General features: G+C 64.2%; 20 protein-coding genes. All 20 read left to right on the top strand.

The window, feature by feature from the left end; all coding sequences use genetic code 11:
* Nucleotides 1-2 precede the first annotated feature (2 nt).
* A complete protein-coding gene (locus tag GM655_RS18545; RefSeq protein ID WP_155436169.1) occupies nucleotides 3-1,535 on the top strand; it encodes a phage portal protein in 1,533 nt (510 codons plus the stop codon).
* A 1-nt stretch (nucleotide 1,536) separates the two neighbouring features.
* Nucleotides 1,537-2,844 (top strand): S49 family peptidase, encoded by a 1,308-nt coding sequence (locus GM655_RS18550; protein ID WP_155436170.1) that lies wholly within the window; start codon nucleotides 1,537-1,539, stop codon nucleotides 2,842-2,844.
* 3 nt (nucleotides 2,845-2,847) lie between these two features.
* Complete coding sequence (locus GM655_RS18555) at nucleotides 2,848-3,225, top strand: head decoration protein (RefSeq protein WP_009521717.1); 378 nt, start codon at nucleotides 2,848-2,850, stop codon at nucleotides 3,223-3,225.
* Between the two features lie 74 nt (nucleotides 3,226-3,299).
* Nucleotides 3,300-4,322 carry a major capsid protein gene (locus GM655_RS18560; RefSeq protein WP_020200538.1) on the top strand — a complete coding sequence of 341 codons (1,023 nt, stop codon included), beginning with the start codon at nucleotides 3,300-3,302 and terminating at the stop codon, nucleotides 4,320-4,322.
* On the top strand, nucleotides 4,322-4,600 hold the full coding sequence (locus tag GM655_RS18565; protein ID WP_155436171.1) for a head-tail joining protein: 279 nt from the start codon (nucleotides 4,322-4,324) through the stop codon (nucleotides 4,598-4,600). The genes GM655_RS18560 and GM655_RS18565 overlap by 1 nt, the downstream gene beginning before the upstream one ends.
* 10 nt (nucleotides 4,601-4,610) lie before the next feature.
* Complete coding sequence (locus GM655_RS18570; RefSeq protein WP_155436172.1) at nucleotides 4,611-5,036, top strand: hypothetical protein; 426 nt, start codon at nucleotides 4,611-4,613, stop codon at nucleotides 5,034-5,036.
* Nucleotides 5,037-5,040: 4 nt separating this feature from the next.
* Nucleotides 5,041-5,244 (top strand): DUF7210 family protein, encoded by a 204-nt coding sequence (locus tag GM655_RS18575; protein ID WP_082306638.1) that lies wholly within the window; start codon nucleotides 5,041-5,043, stop codon nucleotides 5,242-5,244.
* Between the two features lie 2 nt (nucleotides 5,245-5,246).
* Nucleotides 5,247-5,999: a phage tail tube protein gene (locus GM655_RS18580; RefSeq protein WP_155436173.1), complete on the top strand. Its 753-nt coding sequence runs from the start codon at nucleotides 5,247-5,249 to the stop codon at nucleotides 5,997-5,999.
* A complete protein-coding gene (locus tag GM655_RS18585; protein ID WP_155436174.1) occupies nucleotides 5,999-6,400 on the top strand; it encodes a DUF6631 family protein in 402 nt (133 codons plus the stop codon). Before GM655_RS18580 ends, GM655_RS18585 begins: the two co-directional genes overlap by 1 nt.
* Before the next feature lie 29 nt (nucleotides 6,401-6,429).
* Nucleotides 6,430-6,585: a hypothetical protein gene (locus tag GM655_RS22775; protein ID WP_009521710.1), complete on the top strand. Its 156-nt coding sequence runs from the start codon at nucleotides 6,430-6,432 to the stop codon at nucleotides 6,583-6,585.
* A 3-nt stretch (nucleotides 6,586-6,588) separates the two neighbouring features.
* The gene (locus tag GM655_RS18590; RefSeq protein WP_155436175.1) at nucleotides 6,589-7,230 is read left to right on the top strand and encodes a DUF6441 family protein; all 642 of its coding nucleotides are present in this window, start codon (nucleotides 6,589-6,591) and stop codon (nucleotides 7,228-7,230) included.
* Nucleotides 7,230-9,935: a phage tail protein gene (locus GM655_RS18595; protein WP_155436176.1), complete on the top strand. Its 2,706-nt coding sequence runs from the start codon at nucleotides 7,230-7,232 to the stop codon at nucleotides 9,933-9,935. Before GM655_RS18590 ends, GM655_RS18595 begins: the two co-directional genes overlap by 1 nt.
* 19 nt (nucleotides 9,936-9,954) lie before the next feature.
* Nucleotides 9,955-11,013 (top strand): hypothetical protein, encoded by a 1,059-nt coding sequence (locus GM655_RS18600; RefSeq protein ID WP_155436177.1) that lies wholly within the window; start codon nucleotides 9,955-9,957, stop codon nucleotides 11,011-11,013.
* The gene (locus tag GM655_RS18605) at nucleotides 11,010-12,593 is read left to right on the top strand and encodes a hypothetical protein (protein ID WP_155436178.1); all 1,584 of its coding nucleotides are present in this window, start codon (nucleotides 11,010-11,012) and stop codon (nucleotides 12,591-12,593) included. The genes GM655_RS18600 and GM655_RS18605 overlap by 4 nt, the downstream gene beginning before the upstream one ends.
* A gap of 5 nt (nucleotides 12,594-12,598) precedes the next feature.
* On the top strand, nucleotides 12,599-13,387 hold the full coding sequence (locus tag GM655_RS18610; RefSeq protein WP_155436179.1) for a DUF2163 domain-containing protein: 789 nt from the start codon (nucleotides 12,599-12,601) through the stop codon (nucleotides 13,385-13,387).
* Nucleotides 13,388-13,405: 18 nt separating this feature from the next.
* The gene (locus tag GM655_RS18615; RefSeq protein WP_009521704.1) at nucleotides 13,406-13,633 is read left to right on the top strand and encodes a hypothetical protein; all 228 of its coding nucleotides are present in this window, start codon (nucleotides 13,406-13,408) and stop codon (nucleotides 13,631-13,633) included.
* Entirely contained in the window at nucleotides 13,630-13,845 is a 216-nt protein-coding gene (locus tag GM655_RS18620; protein ID WP_155436180.1) for a hypothetical protein, read from the top strand. Before GM655_RS18615 ends, GM655_RS18620 begins: the two co-directional genes overlap by 4 nt.
* Nucleotides 13,845-16,118 carry a phage tail protein gene (locus GM655_RS18625; protein ID WP_155436181.1) on the top strand — a complete coding sequence of 758 codons (2,274 nt, stop codon included), beginning with the start codon at nucleotides 13,845-13,847 and terminating at the stop codon, nucleotides 16,116-16,118. The genes GM655_RS18620 and GM655_RS18625 overlap by 1 nt, the downstream gene beginning before the upstream one ends.
* A gap of 11 nt (nucleotides 16,119-16,129) precedes the next feature.
* Entirely contained in the window at nucleotides 16,130-16,726 is a 597-nt protein-coding gene (locus tag GM655_RS18630) for a glycosyltransferase family protein (RefSeq protein WP_155436182.1), read from the top strand.
* A gap of 3 nt (nucleotides 16,727-16,729) precedes the next feature.
* Nucleotides 16,730-17,080 carry a DUF2793 domain-containing protein gene (locus GM655_RS18635; protein WP_155436183.1) on the top strand — a complete coding sequence of 117 codons (351 nt, stop codon included), beginning with the start codon at nucleotides 16,730-16,732 and terminating at the stop codon, nucleotides 17,078-17,080.
* Nucleotides 17,081-17,125: the final 45 nt, after the last annotated feature.

Consider the following 17,125-nt stretch of genomic DNA (forward strand, 5'->3'; position numbering starts at 1 on the left):
ACATGCAATGGTTTGACCGAATGCGTAGACGCGTCGGCATGAGTCTGCTTGGCGGCACTCCGTTCTATGACGGTATCGGTGGCGGCCGCCGCGCATTGGCGTGGCAGGTCGGCAATCCAGGCGCAGTCGCAGCACTGGCGTTCACCCAGAACGAATTGCGCGCCAAGAGCCGCGATCTGGTTCGCCGCAATGCCTGGGCAGCGGCAGGCGTTGAAGCCTTTGTCTCGAACGCCATCGGCACCGGCATCAAGCCGCAGAGCATGCTGGCCGATCAGTCCTTGCGCGAAGCGATCCACAGCCTGTGGTGGGACTGGTGCGAGGAAGCCGATGCCGCCGGACTGACTGATTTCTACGGCCTGCAGGCCTTGGCCTGTCGCGCCATGCTCGAAGGCGGGGAATGTCTGGTGCGGCTGCGCTATCGCCGCCCGGAAGATGGCCTGCCGGTGGGCCTGCAGTTGCAGTTACTCGAACCCGAACACCTGCCAGCCACGCTGAATCAGGAGTTGGCTTCCGGAAACGTCATCCGTGCGGGCATCGAGTTCGACAAGCTCGGACGGCGGGTGGCTTACCACCTGTATCGCTCGCATCCGGGTGACGGCTCACTGGCCCCGATGTCAGGCACAGGTGGCGTGGTGGGCGGTCTCGACACAGTGCGTGTCCCAGCCAGCGAAATCATCCACCTGTTTCGTCCCTTGCGGCCTGGACAGATCCGGGGCGAACCGTGGCTGGCGCGCGCACTGGTCAAGCTCAACGAACTCGACCAGTACGACGACGCCGAGCTCGTGCGCAAGAAAACCGCCGCGATGTTCGCGGGCTTCATCACGCGCCTGTCACCTGAAGACAACCTGATGGGTGAAGGCTTGCCGGATGCCAGCGGTGCGGCATTGGCCGGGCTGGAGCCGGGCACGATGCAGATCCTGGAGCCCGGCGAGGACGTGAAGTTCAGTCAGCCCGCCGACGTTGGCGCGAGCTACGCCGAATTCCTGCGCATGCAGTTCCGGGCGGTGGCAGCAGCGATGGGCATCACCTACGAGATGCTGACCGGAGACCTGACGCAAGTGAACTACTCGTCGATCCGGGCTGGGCTGCTGGAGTTTCGCCGCCGCTGTGAGGCCATCCAGCACGGCGTGATCGTCCACCAGCTGTGCCGCCCGATCTGGCGTGCCTGGATGGAGCAGGCGCTACTTGACGGCGCGCTGGCGTTGCCGCAGTTCACCGAGAAGAAGCGCGACTATTTCGCGGCCAAATGGATTCCACAGGGTTGGCAGTGGGTCGATCCCAAGAAGGAATTCGACGCGATGCTGACTGCTATTCGCGCCGGGCTGCTGTCTCGATCGGAAGCCATCTCGGCCTTCGGCTACGACGCCGAGGACATCGACCGCGAGATCGCCGCCGACAACCAGCGTGCCGATGCGCTCGGACTGGTCTTCGACTCTGACCCGCGTCACGACAAAGCGCCCCAACCATCGACATTGGGCGCTCCCATAAATGCGGCCGCCACGGTGGCCGTGCCGCAAGACCAACAGGACAACTGACATGCAACTCGTTCATCTGGCGTCCCGCCTCTACGGGACGCCGCTCCTCATTGCGCGTCCCAAACTCGACGTGATCCTCTCCGTGTTGGGTTCCCGCATCGGCTTGCCCGATCTGGACATGGCAATGCCGCTGCCCATGCCGCGCCAAAGCGCCACATCGGGTCAGGCGGGCATTGCCGTCATCCCGGTGGTTGGCACGCTGGTCAGACGTTCGATGGGTATCGAAGCCGCCTCTGGCCTGATGTCCTACGGCGAGATCGAAGCCCGACTGGACGCCGCGCTGGCCGACCCACAGGTGGCGGGCATCCTGCTCGATCTGGATTCGCCCGGCGGCGAGGCCTCGGGTGTGTTTGAGTTGGCCGAGCGCATCCGCGCTGCCAGCACCATCAAGCCGATCTGGGCGCACGCCAACGATGCCGCGTACTCGGCGGCTTTTGCCATCGCGGCTGCCTGCCAGCGCCTGACACTGTCGCAGACCGCTGGCGTCGGGTCGATTGGCGTGATCGCGCTGCACGTCGACCAGTCGGTGAAGGACGCCAAGGACGGCCTGAACTACACCGCTGTCTTCGCGGGCAGTCACAAGAACGATTTCTCCCCGCACGAGCCACTCACCCCCCAGGCCACCACCGCGTTGCAGACCGAGGTGGATCGCCTGTACGACATCTTCGTGAATCAGGTCGGACAGATGCGCGGAATCGATCCGGATGCCGTGCGCGCCACCGAGGCGGGGCTGTTCTATGGCGAGCAGGCGGTGGCAGCAGGCCTCGCCGACGCGGTGATGCCGTTTGATGCGGTGATGACCGAGTTCACCGACGCGTTGGCTGCCAAGCAGCGGTTGGCGCAGCCTGGCGTGGCTCGCGCCTCGCCGCGAAGCCTGTCCACTCAATCCATTTCAAACCCGCCCCGAAGCAAACCTTTCACCCTGGAGAACACCATGACCGACCCCAAAGACGACCACGAAAATCCGAGCGATCCGGCCGACACCGCCCCACAGGGCGACCAGCCGCAGACCGACAGCGATTCGCAACCGACGCCTGCTGCCCAAGCCGCACTGGCGCAGTCCTTTGCCAGCGGGCGCGGCCAAGCACAGGCCATTGCAGAGATGTGCCTGATCGCGGGCCAGTCCCAACGCACGGCGGAATTCCTCGCAGCAGGCTTCTCGGAAGCGCAGGTGCGCCGCGCCTTGCTCGACGCCCGTGCCGACCAACCCGAAATCGCCTCGCGCATCACCGCCGAGGCAGGAACCAGCCAGCACCCGGAAAACAGTCCGGTGGTCGCTGCCGTCAAGAAACTCACCGCCAAGGAGTAAGCCATGCCCACTGTCTCTCAACCCAAGAATCTCGGCGACCTGTTGAAGTACGAAGCGCCGAATCTCTACTCGCGTGACCAGGACACCGTCGCGGCCGCGCAGAACCTGTCGCTGGGCACCGTGGTGGGCCGCGAAACGGCTACCGCCAAGCTCAAGGCCCTCGACCCGAGCGCCTCGGACGGCACGGAAACCGCCGTTGGCGTGCTCGGCAATGACGTCGATGCGACGCTGATCGACCGTGAGGACGCGATCCTGATCGCCCGTCACGCCATCGTCGCGCGCGGCGCATTGGTCTGGCCGACCGGTCTGACGGTTGCACAGAAGGCAACTGCCGTTGCCCAACTCACCGCCCTTGGGGTGCTGGTGCGCGACAGCGCCTGACTGCGTCCCGACGATCCATTTCACTCCCCCCAAAACCCGCCGCTGGCGGGTTTCGTCATTTCTGGAGATCCCAAATGCAGAACCCTTTTGAAAACCCCGGCTTCTCGATGGCCAGCCTGACGGCCGCCATCAACCTCCTGCCCAACCGCTATGGGCGGCTGGAGCAACTCAACCTGTTCCCGGCCAAGCCGGTGCGCACCCGGCAGATCATCGTCGAGGAGTACGCCGGTCGTCTGAACCTGCTGCCCACCCGCGCGCCCGGTTCGCCCGGCACGGTGGGTGAACGTGGCAAGCGCAACCTGCGCTCCTTCGTGATCCCGCACATCCCCCACGACGACGTGGTGCTGCCAGAGGAAGTGCAAGGACTGCGCGCCTTCGGTTCCGAAACCGAAATGGAAGCCATCGGCGGTGTCATGGCCCGCCATCTGGAGACCATGCGCAACAAGCACGCGATCACTCTGGAGCATCTGCGCATGGGGGCGCTCAAGGGCAAGATTCTCGACGCTGATGGCAGTGAGCTCGTCGATCTGTTCGACGAGTTCGACATCACTGCGCAATCGGTGTCCTTCGAGTTTTCGACGGCGGCCGACAACGGGCAAATCAAGACTGCCTGCCTCGAGTTGCTGGGCCTCATGGAAGATGGGCTCACCGGCGAGTTCTCGACCGGCGTGCATGTGCTGTGCTCGACCGAGTTCTTCCGGGCACTGACCACCCACAAGGAGGTCAAGACCGCCTACCAGAACTGGCAGCAGGGCGCAGTGCTGATCAACGACATGCGCTCGGGCTTTAGCTATAGCGGCATCACCTTCGAGGAATACCGCGGCCAGGCGTCCTTTGTGCAGGCCGACGGCACGCTTGGGTCGCGCCGCTTCATTGCCGCAGGGGAAGCCCATGCCTTCCCGGTCGGCACGGTGGATACCTTCGCGACCTACTTCGCGCCAGCGGACTTCAACGAGACCGTGAACACCATCGGCCAGCCGCTGTATGCCAAGCAGGAGCCACGCAAGTTTGACCGGGGCACTGATCTGCACACGCAGAGCAACCCGCTGCCGATGTGCCATCGCCCTGGCGTGCTGATCAAGCTCGTTGCTGCCTGATGGATGTCGCGACGTTGTACGAGGCGGCCCGCAGTGCAGGACTGCTGACCGCCGTCACGGTGGCGGGCAGCACCGTGCACTGCGCCTTCCGTGCCCCGGACGAAACCGTGCTCGATGGTTTTGCACTGTCGCGGGACTACCAGATCGACTACCCGGCGTCCTGGCTGACGCTGGCAGCCGGGAACACCGTCGAGGTGGCAGGCAACACCTTTCAGGTGCGCGACGTGCGGGCCATCGGCGACGGTACCGAGCGTCGGGCCTCGCTCTCCCAACTCTGAGGAACTCCCCATGAACTCCGTCCGCGAGCGCGCCTTGCGGGAGATCGTCACGCGCCTGGCATCTGCGATTGCCCCGACACCGGTGCTGCGCATGCCTGCCGTGCCGGTCACCCGCGAGGCCAGTCCAGCGCTGCTGCTGTTCGTCGATGGCGACAGCATTACCGCCCACGCCAACCACCTGGTCGACCGGATGCTGATCGTCCGGCTTGCCGTGGTGGCACGCGGTGCGGATGCCTTCGACGTCGCCGACCAGGCGCTGGTCGCGGCCCACGCGGCAATGCTCGCCGACCCGAATCTAGGCGGTCTGGCCATCGCCGTGCGCGAGATCGACTGCGAATGGGAGTTCGACGACGCCGACGCTGGGGCCGTCGCGCTGCCCGCCCGCTACGAGATCCGCTACCGCACCCATGCCATCGACCTCACCCAAACAGGATGAACCCATGCACATCGAACTACTGAAACCCCATACCCACGCAGGCAAGCGCCTCGCCGTGGGTGATCGCCTTGATCTGAATGACGCCAGCGCCCGTTGGCTGATCACACAAGGCACGGCCAAAGCGGCCACCCCAGCCACCGATTCCAAACCCACCCGCCGTGATGCCACGTCCGGTGTTTCCACAACTGCAGCCACCCAAGGAGACTGAACATGGCTTATTTTTCCGGACAAGGCCGCGTCTACATCGGCGCACGTGATGAACTCGGCAACCCGGCCGGACTGACCTTCGTTGGCAACGTGCCCGAGCTGAAGGTGTCGCTGTCGGTGGACACCATCGAGCACCAGGAAGCGCAGTCGGGCCAGCGCCTGACTGACCTCCAGCTCATCAAGACCAAGAAAGGCGAGTTCGCCTGCACGTTGGAAGAGCTGATCGCCACCAACTTGGCGCTCGCGCTCTACGGCACCACGACCACGATCACCCCCGGCACAGTGACTGGCGAGCTGCTGCCCAACCCGGTCACGCCGGGCAGTCTGTATCCGTTGGCTATGCAAAACGTGTCCACCGTGCAGATCCAGGACTCGGATGCCACGCCCAAGACGCTCCCGGCCAGCCAGTACAGCGTCAATGCCAAGCACGGTTCACTGGTGGTGCTCGATGCCACGTCGGGCGGCCCCTACACCGAGCCGTTCAACGTCGATTACGCCTATGGCGCGGCGCAGAGCACGGCGATGTTCACCCAGCCCTTGCCCGAGCGATGGATTCGCTTCGAGGGGCTCAACACCGCCGACGGCAACCGCGAGGTGGTGATCGACCTCTACCGCGTGGCCATCAACCCGGCCAAGGAACTCTCGATCATCACGGACGAACTGCTGAAGTTCGAGCTTTCGGGCCAAGTGCTGGCGGATCTGACCAAGCCAGTCGGTGGTGATCTCGGTCAGTTCGGCCGTCTGGTACTGCTGTGATGGACGGCTTCAAGACCTTCCCCCCTGAGCCTGTCGTCGTGACGCTGTCCGGCACCGCGCTGGAAATGACGCCGATCCGTCTGGGTGAGTTGCCACGGCTGCTGGCTGTGGTGCGCCCGCTGGTCGAGGAAATCACCAGCGATCCGGACTGGATGGCGCTGCTGGGACGGCACGGCGATGCCGTGCTGGATTTGCTGGCGATCACCACCCGGCGCGAGCGTGCGTGGATCAACGACCTGTCGCTGGAGGACGCCGTGCAACTGGCCGCCGCCGTGTTCGAGGTCAACGCGGATTTTTTCGTGGCGCACGTCGTCCCGGCGATTCAGGGCGCGGCCCAGCGACTCGCGCCGACGCTGCGCTCACTGACGACCTCGGCTGGGACAGTGCCGTCGCCCGCCTGATCCACGCCGGGCACCGGCTTGGCGACGTGATGGCCTACACGCTCACTCAGGCGCAAGCCTTTCTGGATGCCGACGGACAGATTGAACGGCAGCAACTTGCCCAGCTGCTCGGCATTCATGCGGTGGCAGCCCAGGGCGAGAAGCGTGGCATCGAACAACTGCAACGCGATCTGCTCAAGGACTGACCCATGCGTCTCTCGCTCACCACCACCGGCTTGCTGGCCCCGCGCCAGTTGGCGGCGTGGAGCACCGAGCGGCGTCGCGCCATCCACACCGCTGTCGCCAAGGGCATGCAATCGGGCGGGCGTGAAGTGCGTGATGCGGCGCGATCCGAGATGCGCAGTGCCTTCACCGTCAAGCGCAACAGTTTCATCTCCTCGATGGGCGTGAAGGTGTTCGACAAGAAGCCAGAGCAGCTGCCCGCCTTGCTGGTGGGCAGCAAGATCCCTTGGCTCGGTCTGCATGAAAAAGGCGGCACGGTGAGCGGCAACCTGCTGATCCCGCTGCTGCCCGGTCGCATCGGCCCCAAACGCTTCAAGGCGGTCATCGACGGCCTGATGCGTTCGGGCAATGCCTTCTTCATCGAGAAGAACGGTCGCGTGCTGCTGATGGCCGAGAACATCAAAGAGAACGCCGGGCAGCTGGGCCGCTTCAAGCGTGCCGAGCGCGGTCGTACTGGTGCGAAACAGATCAAGCGCGGTCAGGAGATTCCCATCGCCGTACTGGTCAAGCACGTCGATCTCAAGCGGCGGCTGAATCTGGCGGGTGGGGTGCAGCGTGCTTTGCCAGCCTTGGCGCGGGCGATTCAACAAGAACTGGACAAAGTCTGATGGCAAGCAATCGTGCCCAAATCCTGATCAGTGCCGTCGACCAGACCAAGACCGCCTTCGACTCGATCAAGCGGGGTCTGGGTGGCCTCACAGATACGGCCAAGAGCGTCAATGGCGTGCTGGCCAACCTCGGCGTGGCAGTTTCGGTGGCGGGACTGGCCGCGATGGTGAAATCGGCCATCGACACTGGCGACGCGCTGGACGAGATGTCGCAGCGTGTCGGTGTCAGCGTCGAGACCCTGTCGGTGTGGAAACCGGCAGCCGAGCAGTCCGGTGTTTCGGGCGAATCGTTCGAGAAGGGTCTGCGCAAGCTCTCCACCACGATGCTGGAGGCTGCGACCGGATCGGAAGATGCCGCTCGCGGATTCTCCGCCGTCGGTGTCGAGTTCAAGAGCCAGGACGGCACCCTGCGTGCCACCGATCAGGTACTGCTCGATCTGGCCGAACGCTTCAAAGCCATGCCCGACGGCGCGGAAAAAACCGCGCTGGCAGTGCAACTGTTCGGCAAGTCGGGAGCCGAGCTGATCCCGTTCCTGAATCAGGGGCGCGACGGCATCAACGAGTTGGCTGCCGAGATGCAGGCGCTCGGCGTGCAGATGAGCAGCGAAACGGCGGCGCAGGCGGGCAACTTCAACGATGCCCTCGACAAGCTGAAACTGGCCACCACCAGCATCGGCAACCAGATCATCGCGTCCTTGCTGCCCGCCCTGAACGATATGGCCGGTGGCATGGTCGAGTCGGCCAAGCAAGGCGGCACACTGCGCGCGATCCTGGATGGCGTGGTGCTGGTGCTCAAGACCTTGGCACTGGGTGCCGCCACCGTTGGCAAGGCCTTCGTCGCTTTGGGCGAGGCCATTGGTGCCGGTGTGGCGGCGGCGGTCGAAGCCCTCAAAGGCAATACCGATGGGGCCAAGGCCATCATTGCCGACCTCAAGGGCAATCTGGTCAAACGGCTGGATGAACTGGCATCCTTTCGTGACAGCCTGTTCGACCCCAAGCCCATCGAGGTCAAGGCACCCAAGATCCAGGCCGATCCGGAACTGCTTCAGCGCCTGACCAAGCCCAAAGCCGTCAAGCCAGCGCAGGACACGACCGGCGCGCAGACCACGCTGATGAAAGCGCAGCTGGACGCCGAGTTCGCGCTGCTCAAGGACGGTCTGAACCGGCAACAAACTGCGCTGGATGCTGCGCTCGAAGACCGTCTGGTATCGGTGCGCGATTACTACACGCAGAAAACTGCCCTAGAGCAGCGCGAGGTCGATGCCGAGATTGCCCGCAAGCAGCAGGAGCTGGCCCGCAGTCAGCAAGTCGCCGCCACGGGCAAATCGGAAAACGACCGACTGAAAGCCAAGGCCGAGGTCGCCAAGGCGGAAGCCGACCTGATCACGCTCAACAACCGGCGCACGGACATCGAGCAGGCCAATGCGCGCAAGGCAGCGCAAGCCGAGCGTGAGCTGGCCGATGCCTTGGCGCAGGCGCGTGAGGAACTGGCCCAGATCACCGGCACCGCCACGGATGCCGACCGGCAAGCAGCCATTGAGCGCAGCTACCGCGATCTACGGGCGCGACTGGCGGCAGAAAGCGATGCCGACGGCGTGTCGCTCGTTGATCGGCTGATCAATGTGAAGGCTGCACAGGCCAATCTGGCTGCGCTTGAAGCTCAGTGGCGGCAAGTCACTGAGCGTCTGCGTAATGCGCAGGAGGCCATTCAGACCCAGCAGCAGGCTGGGCTGCTAACCGAAGCGCAGGCGCGTCAGCAGATCGTGGCCTTGCAACAGCAATCAGCCACCGAGATGGAGCGCCTGTTGCCGACCATGCAGCAAGCTGCGCAGGCCATCGGGCCGGATGCGGTGATTCGCGTGCAAGCGTGGCGCAACGAGCTGGATCGCACCAAGCTCACCGTCGATGAAATGGCCCCGCTGTGGAATCGCATCGGCGAGAGCTTTGGTGGTGCGCTCAACGGGATGATCACCGGCGCGCAGACCTGGCGCAGTGCCTTGGCGAGCATCTTTCAGCAGGTGGCCGATGCCTTCCTGCAGCAGATCGTGATCCAGCCGTTTCAGCAGTGGATCGCCATGCAGGCTCGGATGCTGGCGCTCAAGCTCGGTTTCATCCAGCAGGAGCAGACCGTCGATGCGGCGGCCAGCGCCGCCAAGGTCGCCCAAAAGACCACCGAAACCACCGCCGTGGTGTCGATGGATGCGGCCAAGGCGGGAGCTGGGGCGGCGGCGTCGCAGGCTTCCATTCCCTACGTTGGCCCGGCACTCGCGGTGGCCGCGATGGTAGCCATGGTCGCCGCTGTGATGGCGCTCTTGGGTGGAATCAAGAAGTTCGCGGGAGGCGGCCTTGTCTCCGGGCCGGGCAGCGCCACCTCGGATTCGATCCCGGCGCGTCTGTCCGCAGGCGAGTACGTGGTGCGGGCGGCCGCCGTGCGCCAAGTCGGCGTGGCCTTCCTCGACTCGCTCAACGGCTTGTCGGCCGGCCCACGTTTCAAGGGTGGCGAACTGGCCTTCGCAGCGGGCGGTCTGGTACCGGAGGTGAAAGTGCCGCCCGCGCAGCCGCAGATGAATCAGGCCGTGCGCATCGTCAACGCGGTCGATCCGGGTGTGACCCACGACCACCTGCAGTCGCCTGCCGGAGAGAAAGTCATCGTCAACATCATCGGGCGCAATGCACGGGCCATCCGTGCGGCGCTGCAAGGCTGAATTTTCAGAGGAAAGTCCAATGGCACTTCTGTTCATCGACGGTTTCGATCACTACGACCCACAGGCCGTGGACAGCTTTGGCGATCCGTGGCTCGCACGTGGCAAGGCGGCGTATCTGTCACCGCAGGCCACCCGGATCAATGGCCGTCGTCCGTCCTCCTATGCCCTGCGTTTGCCGGAAGGTTCGGGTGGCGGCTATGTCAAGAACCTCGACGCCACCAAGACCAGCCTGATCGTCGGGGCAGCCGTTCGCGTGGTGCCGTACCAGAACACCTACACCGAGCCGCTGCTGCTGGGCGTGCGCGATGCCAACTCGCAGGTCGCGCATCTCGTGAAAATCGGCGAGGACGGTCGGCTCAAGCTCTACCGCTGGCAGTACGGCTACGACCAGCTGATCTCTGTGTCGGTGGCAAGTGCTCCCGCACGCGGTTGGCACTACATCGAACTGCAGGTCACGCAAGGCACCAGCAACGGTGTCCTGTCAGTGCGCATCAACGGCATCCTGGCCATCCAGATGACGGCGCAGAACACCATCCAAGGGGGTGGCCAACTGCTCACGGCATTCGTGGGTGCGGTGCCCGGCCAGAGCTGCCCGCTGACCATCGACGTCGACGACTTCTACATCGCCGACACCACCGGCACCATCAACAACACCTTCCTTGGCGACGTGCGCGTCGATGGTTTGCAGGCGCAGGCCGATGGCAGCCTGAACCAGTGGACTGCCAGCCCAGTCGGTACCACCGCGTGGGAAGCAGTGAGCGATGAAGATGAAGCAACGGCGATCAGTGCGCTCAGTGCTGGGCTGCGCCAATCCTTCGATGTCGAGCCGCTGCCGGTAATGGCCACGCCCGCCATCTACGGTGTGCAACTGACCATGCTGGCGCGCAAGACCGACGCGGGGCTGGGCAAGGTCAAAGGACTCGTGGTCAGTGGTGCGCAGAGCGCCGTCAGCACCGACATCGTCCTGCAGGAGCAACTGGCGTGGCAGAGCACGCTGTTCGAGCGCAATCCGAACGGCAACGTGCAGTGGACGGAGGCCGCCTTCAATGCCGCTGAGTTCGGCCTGGAGTCGGCATGACGGAGCGTGTCGTCGTTCAAGACATTGCGGAGGTTTCTAGCAAGCCGACGCCGGGGAGCGAACTGCCCGCCTTCCAGGGTGAAGTGCTCTCGCGCGCCACCTTCGGTGCGAGCGGAGCCAGCTTCACGACGGAAACAGCTGTCGCTCCGCTGCCGCCCAATCTGACGGCCAGCCTGCTGGCGGAATCCTTGGCGGGCCCCTGGCCACCCATCGATGCGCCGATCTTTCTGGTCGAAGTGTTGCGCCGGGATACGGCCTCAAGCGCCATCGTCGCCACCGGTATGGATGCCTTTGGCGACCAGCCTTGGCCGGATGCGCAGCGCGGAGTGTTTGCCTTCCGCCATGATTGGATGGAGCCCCTCGTGGAACGGCTGGAGTGGCAAACCAGCGTCACGCGGCTGGCCAGTGGCAACGAATCCCGTCAGGCACGCCGACGCGTTCCTCGGCGCTGGCTCACCTACAAGGTGGGCAACGCCCGGCAGACCGATGCCTTGGTGGCAGACTGGCTGGCCGATCATCTCGGTCAAATGGCTCTGTGGCCTCTGCCGCAGTACGCGGTGCACCTGACCGAGTCCAGCGAACGTGGTGCACTGGCACTCAATGTGACGGAGGCTAACGGGCGACAGTTCGCACCACTCTCGGCCAATGTGCATCTGACCTACGACGGGGTACAGGGCTGGCAGGAAACCGAGAACAATGGCCGCTGGATTTTGATCATCGCCGCCGATGGCTGGCAGATCGCCCAACTCAGCGATGTGGAAAGCGATCTGCTGTGGCTGATGGAACCGTTGGCACGCGCCGCAGCCGTGGGCAGCTCCGTTATGCCCTTGGTGTGGGGCAAGGCCATCGACCCGGTGGATCTCACGCAGTGGGTACCCGGCATGGTCGGCGGCAACATTCCCACACAGATCCAGCCTGCGCCACTGCCCGACCAGGATGTTCTTGATGACCCATGGCTCGACGAGATCCCGGTCTGGCCAGATGGCAACTGGCGTGACGATCCAACGGCCGCAGCGCAAACCACGATCACCCGCCAAGACTTTTCGACTGCAGATCCGTGGGTGCGCCGGGACGATCCGTGGGCGACGACAACTTTGCAGCGGCGCTATCTGGCCAGCTCGCTCGATGAAATCGATATCTGGCGGGCGCGGTTGTGGCGCACCCAAGGCCGTCTGGAGGCCTTCTGGTTGCCCGATGGCTTGGCTCCGATCCTGTGGGTGAACGTCGAAGCCGATCCCGAAGATGGCTTCCTGCGCGTGGATGGCAAAGACATCTCCGCGCGAATCTCGGATTTTTGGCATCGCCCCGCCGCTTGCTTGATCGTGCACCCAGACGGCTATCGGCAGTACGCCCTGACGGCGGCCTGCCATCTGGATCAAGGCGGTGTGCTGGTGCTGCGCTCGGGTCTCGACGACTGGGTGCCCGCAGGCAGCCGCGTCATTCGCCTCGTGCGCTGCCGCCTCGACCACGACGCAGTCGATCTGTACTGGCACAGCCCGACGCTGCTGGAGATCACCTTGACCGCGCGCCAGTTGCCCGAACCGCGTGGCAATGACCGTCAAACCTACGAGGGAGAGTAAGCACGATGAGCCAGAACCCATTGCTGGAAGTCGAGCTATACGCCTTCGCCAGCAACAGCGCGCAGTTCTATCTGACGCCGCACGAATTCGACGTAGATCTCGACGGCAATCTGTACAAGAGCTTGGCCCTTGAACGCAACGAGCTGGCGCTGGGTGCCGAAGCGGCCAAATCGGCGCTGGATCTGAAACTGCCACCGAACTGTGATTTGGTGCGCCACCTGCTCGCCAACTCGCTGACCGGCGACACTACCTCGATCACCCTGCGCATCGGACGGCGCGATACCTGGGGCGACTACTGGTGGATCTCCGGCACGCGCTGGATGGGCCGGGTGTTGGGCGTCGAAGTTGCTGACGATGTCGCTCGCGTTCGCTGCGAGTCGGCGCAAGTCAGTCTCAAGCGCATCGGGTTGCGGCGGCTCTACAGCCGCAAGTGTTCCCACGTGCTGTATTCGGCTGCCTGTGGTGCCTCACCGATTTCTGCCAGCGCCTTGGTGAGCAACAGCAATGGTCGCAACGTCGATCTTGATGGTGGCACGCCCGGCAGTGTCAGTGGCGGCTTGGCCGGTGGCTGGTTGCAAACCCCGGAAGGTGCCCGCCACATGATTGTCAATGACTACGGTGGTGGTGTGGAGTTGCTCTATCCGGTGGCCATTGAAGTCGGCACCGAGGTTCTGCTGACGGTCGGCTGCGATCACAGCACGGCCACGTGCGAGTCGCGCTTCGGCAACCTCGACAACTACGGCGGCTTTCCCGCCATCCCGAGCAAAAACCCGTTCTCGACGGGCGTGTTCTGAATCCCTGGAGAAATCGCCATGTGGTACCTCGTCGTCATCGTGGTGGCGGCGCTGGTTTCGGTCGCGCTCGCGCCGAAACCGCCCGAACCCAAACCGGCGTCCCTGTCTGACGTCGATGCCCCCACCGCAGAAGAAGGCCGACCGATTCCCGTCGTGTTCGGCACCGTGCTGCTGCGTGGCTCCAACGTCGTCTGGTACGGCGATCTGGAAGCCGACCCGATCAAGAAGAAAGGTGGCAAGAAATGACCACTCAGACCGTCATCACCATCGATCACGTACGCGCCGTAGGCCTGTGCGTGAACGGCACGCGCACATGGTTTGCGCGTCACGATCTGGATTTCCGCGCCTTCCTGCGTGAAGGCTGTGACGCCGACACCTTGCTTGCCACCGGCGATGCAATGGCACAACGTGTGGTCGAGCACGCCCGCAATCGATCCAGCCAGCGGGAGCAAGGCTGATGGGTGGCAGCAGCAAATCGCAAACCGTCGGCTACCGCTACCGGATGGGGCTACATCTGGCCTTGTGCCAGGGGCCCGTCGATGCCGTGCAGGAAATCCAGATGGGCGACCGCACCGCGTGGGGGGATGCCGACCGTGTGCCGCTGTCTAGCGGGCATGGGCTGACCAGCCTCTCGATCAACAAGCCCACTCTGTTTGGCGGTGACGAGCGCGAAGGCGGCGTGGTCGGCACCATCGATGTGCTTTCTGGCCATGCCGGGCAAGGACGCAACGACTATCTGATGAGCCGCCTCGGCAGTTCCATTCCGGCATTTCGGGGCGTGCTGTCCTTGGTGGCACGCAACATCCTGTTCGCGGCCAACAACCCCTACATCAAGCCATGGGCGGTACGGGTGCGTCGCTTCAAGGCGGGTTGGTTCGATGCGCCGTGGATGGAGTGGAATGCCGAAGTCCGCACCTGGGATGAGGACGAAGGCCAGGAAATCAGCGTCGGCATGAACCCGGCGCACATCCTGGTGCAGTGCCTCACCGATCCGCACTGGGGCATGGGCTATCCGCAGAGCACCATCGGCTGGAGTTTCTGGAACGCGGCATGGGCTTTGTCGAGTGAGGGCTTCGGCCTCAATCTGATCTGGACACGGCAGCAGCCCATCGAGAGCTTCATCAGCCAAGTCATCGACCACATTGGCGGCATCCTCTACACCGACCCGGAGCAAGGCACGTTTGAGCTCAAGCTGCTGCGCGACGACTATTGGATCGACAGCCTGCCGCAGTTGGGGCCTGACGAAATCGTGCGGTTGGAACGCTTCGAGCGCGCCCAGTGGGGCGAGTTGCCCAACGAATTAACGGTGGTCTACACCGACTGGCAGACCGGCGGTGATGCTGCCGTCACGGTCGAGAACCTGGCCGCCATCCAGTTACAAGGCGGCGTGATCAATCAACGCCGCGACTACCCGGGCGTTAACTACGGGCCACTGGCCGCGCGGCTGGCCTTGCGTGACCTGCGCGCCTTGGGTTCGCCGTTGGCCAGGATGAGTCTGACCGTGGCACGCGACACCCTGGAACGTGCGCCGCTACCGGGTGATGTGTTCCTGCTGAACTGGCCACGCATGGGTGTGGATCAGATGGTGGTGCGCGTCACCGGCATCGACACCGGCACCTTGGGAGCGGCCGAGTGGCGCATCGAAGCCATGGAAGATGTGTTCGGGATGAGCAACACCGTGCTGTCGCCCCCGCCACCGCACGTCGAGGAGCCGACCATTGAGCCTTTGCCGCCCGCCTTGGTGCTGGCCGTCGAGGTGCCGTATTGGGAGCTGGCCCGGCGTTTGTCGCGCGCAGATCTGGCCTACCTGACCGATACGGACACCTATCTCGGTGCGCTGGCTGCTGCCGGTGGCACCGGGCAGTTAAATTGGCAACTGGCTACCGGCGCGTCCAGCGGCGACCTCACTGCCGTGGTGGGCGAAGACTACGCACCACTGCTGACCCTCGATGTGGCCTTGCCTGCCAGCGAGGTCGATGCCATCGGTGTGCCGGTGACGGCCATCAGCCAGCCGGAGAGACTGGCCGTGGGCGACTACGCCTACCTGCTGGATGCCAGTGGGGTGATTGCAGAGGCCGTTGCCGTCCTGGCCTTCGACGCCTCCAATGCGACCATCGATCTCACGCGCGGCGTACTCGACACCACACCCCAAGGACATGCCTCGGGGACTCGGTTGATCGGTGTTGGTGAATGGCTGGCATCGGAAGGTGCCGAACGCGCCCCGGGCGAGTCGGTGTTCGTGGGCGCGATTCCTCGCACATCGACCGATCAGGGCGATCCTGTGCTGGCCGCCAATGGGCAGCCGATGGTGCTGACCGGTCGGCAGGCTTTGCCGTATCCACCAGGTCGTATCCGCCTCAATGGCCAGACCGAGCCTGTCGTGGTGGCCGGTGACCTCACCGTCGCGTGGGTCCATCGCGACCGCACGCAGCAGACAGCCTATCTCGTGCAGCAAGACGAGGGTGACATCGGGCCGGAACTGGGCGTGACCTACACGCTGCGTATCCGTAATCGCAACAACGTGCTGGTTCGTACTGAGACGGGGCTGGTTGGTACCGCCTACATCTGGACGGCAGCAGTGGCCGTGCTGGATGCCGGTGCGCTGGGCGACCGCATCACAGTCGAAATCAGTGCCGAGCGCGATGGTTTGAGCAGCTGGCAGCCGCAGGTGCGAGTCATGGATCGCGCGGGCTACGGCCTGCGCTGGGGACAGTATTGGGGAGGTGTGTGATGGAAACGCCAATGGAACCACGCATCGATGTTCACCTGCTCACCCTGAACGAACTTACCGAATGGCGTGAAGCCTGTATTGCCAGCCTTGAAGGCGCACCGATCCAGTTGCACGTCTTGCCGGGCATCCCGGGCCGTATCGGTGAGGCACGCGCGGCAGGCTACGCACAAGGCACGCTGCCGCTGGTGTCCTTTGTCGATCCCGACGACTTGTACGAAGCCAGTGCCTTCACACAACTGGCTGATGCGCTGGATGCCTGCCCGCAGGCCGTGATGGCCTACACCGACGAAGCGCTGGCCGACGAAAACGGCCAGGACATCGCCGTGCGGCGTCTGGCCTACAGCCGTTGGCAACACGCCAACAGCGCCAGCCACGTGCACGGCCTGATCGTAATGCGTCGAACCGTCGTCGAAGCCGTGCTCAAGGAAACTACCGACCTCAACAACTTCGCCGACTGGCTGTTGACCCTGCTCATAGCCAAGCGCGGCGGCGTGCTGTACCTGCCCATCGTCGGGCGGCATTGGCGACAACACCCGCAGCAAAGCCACCGAACCGGCGATCCGGAAGCAGTCCGGCGCATTCGCCACGCATCGAATCTCTGGAGATAAACCATGTCATCAACCGATCCGAACCTTGGAATTAACTACGGCTGGACGCTCGGCGAAAGCGGCTGGGACACCGGCATGGATGCCAATCTCAAGCGCCTCGGCGCTGTGGTCGGTCTGTCCGTGAAAGACCGCGACCTGACCACGGCACCTGCCAGCCCCGCCAACGGCGACCGCTACATCGTGCCTGCGGCTGCCACGGGCGTGTGGGCGGGAAAAACCAATCAGATCGCGGTGCGCATTGCCGATGCCTGGGAGTACCACTCGCCCAAGATCGGCTGGCTTTGCTACATCGAGGATGAGGCCAAGCTCTCGGCCTTCAAGTCCACCGGCTGGAGCGCAGGCCTCGCCATCTGATTTCCCATCTTCGTACCCACCAGAAACCCGCCCACGAGGCGGGTT

Source organism: Pseudoduganella danionis, assembly GCF_009720775.1.
In the GTDB taxonomy this organism is placed as follows: Bacteria; Pseudomonadota; Gammaproteobacteria; order Burkholderiales; family Burkholderiaceae_D; genus Rugamonas; species Rugamonas danionis.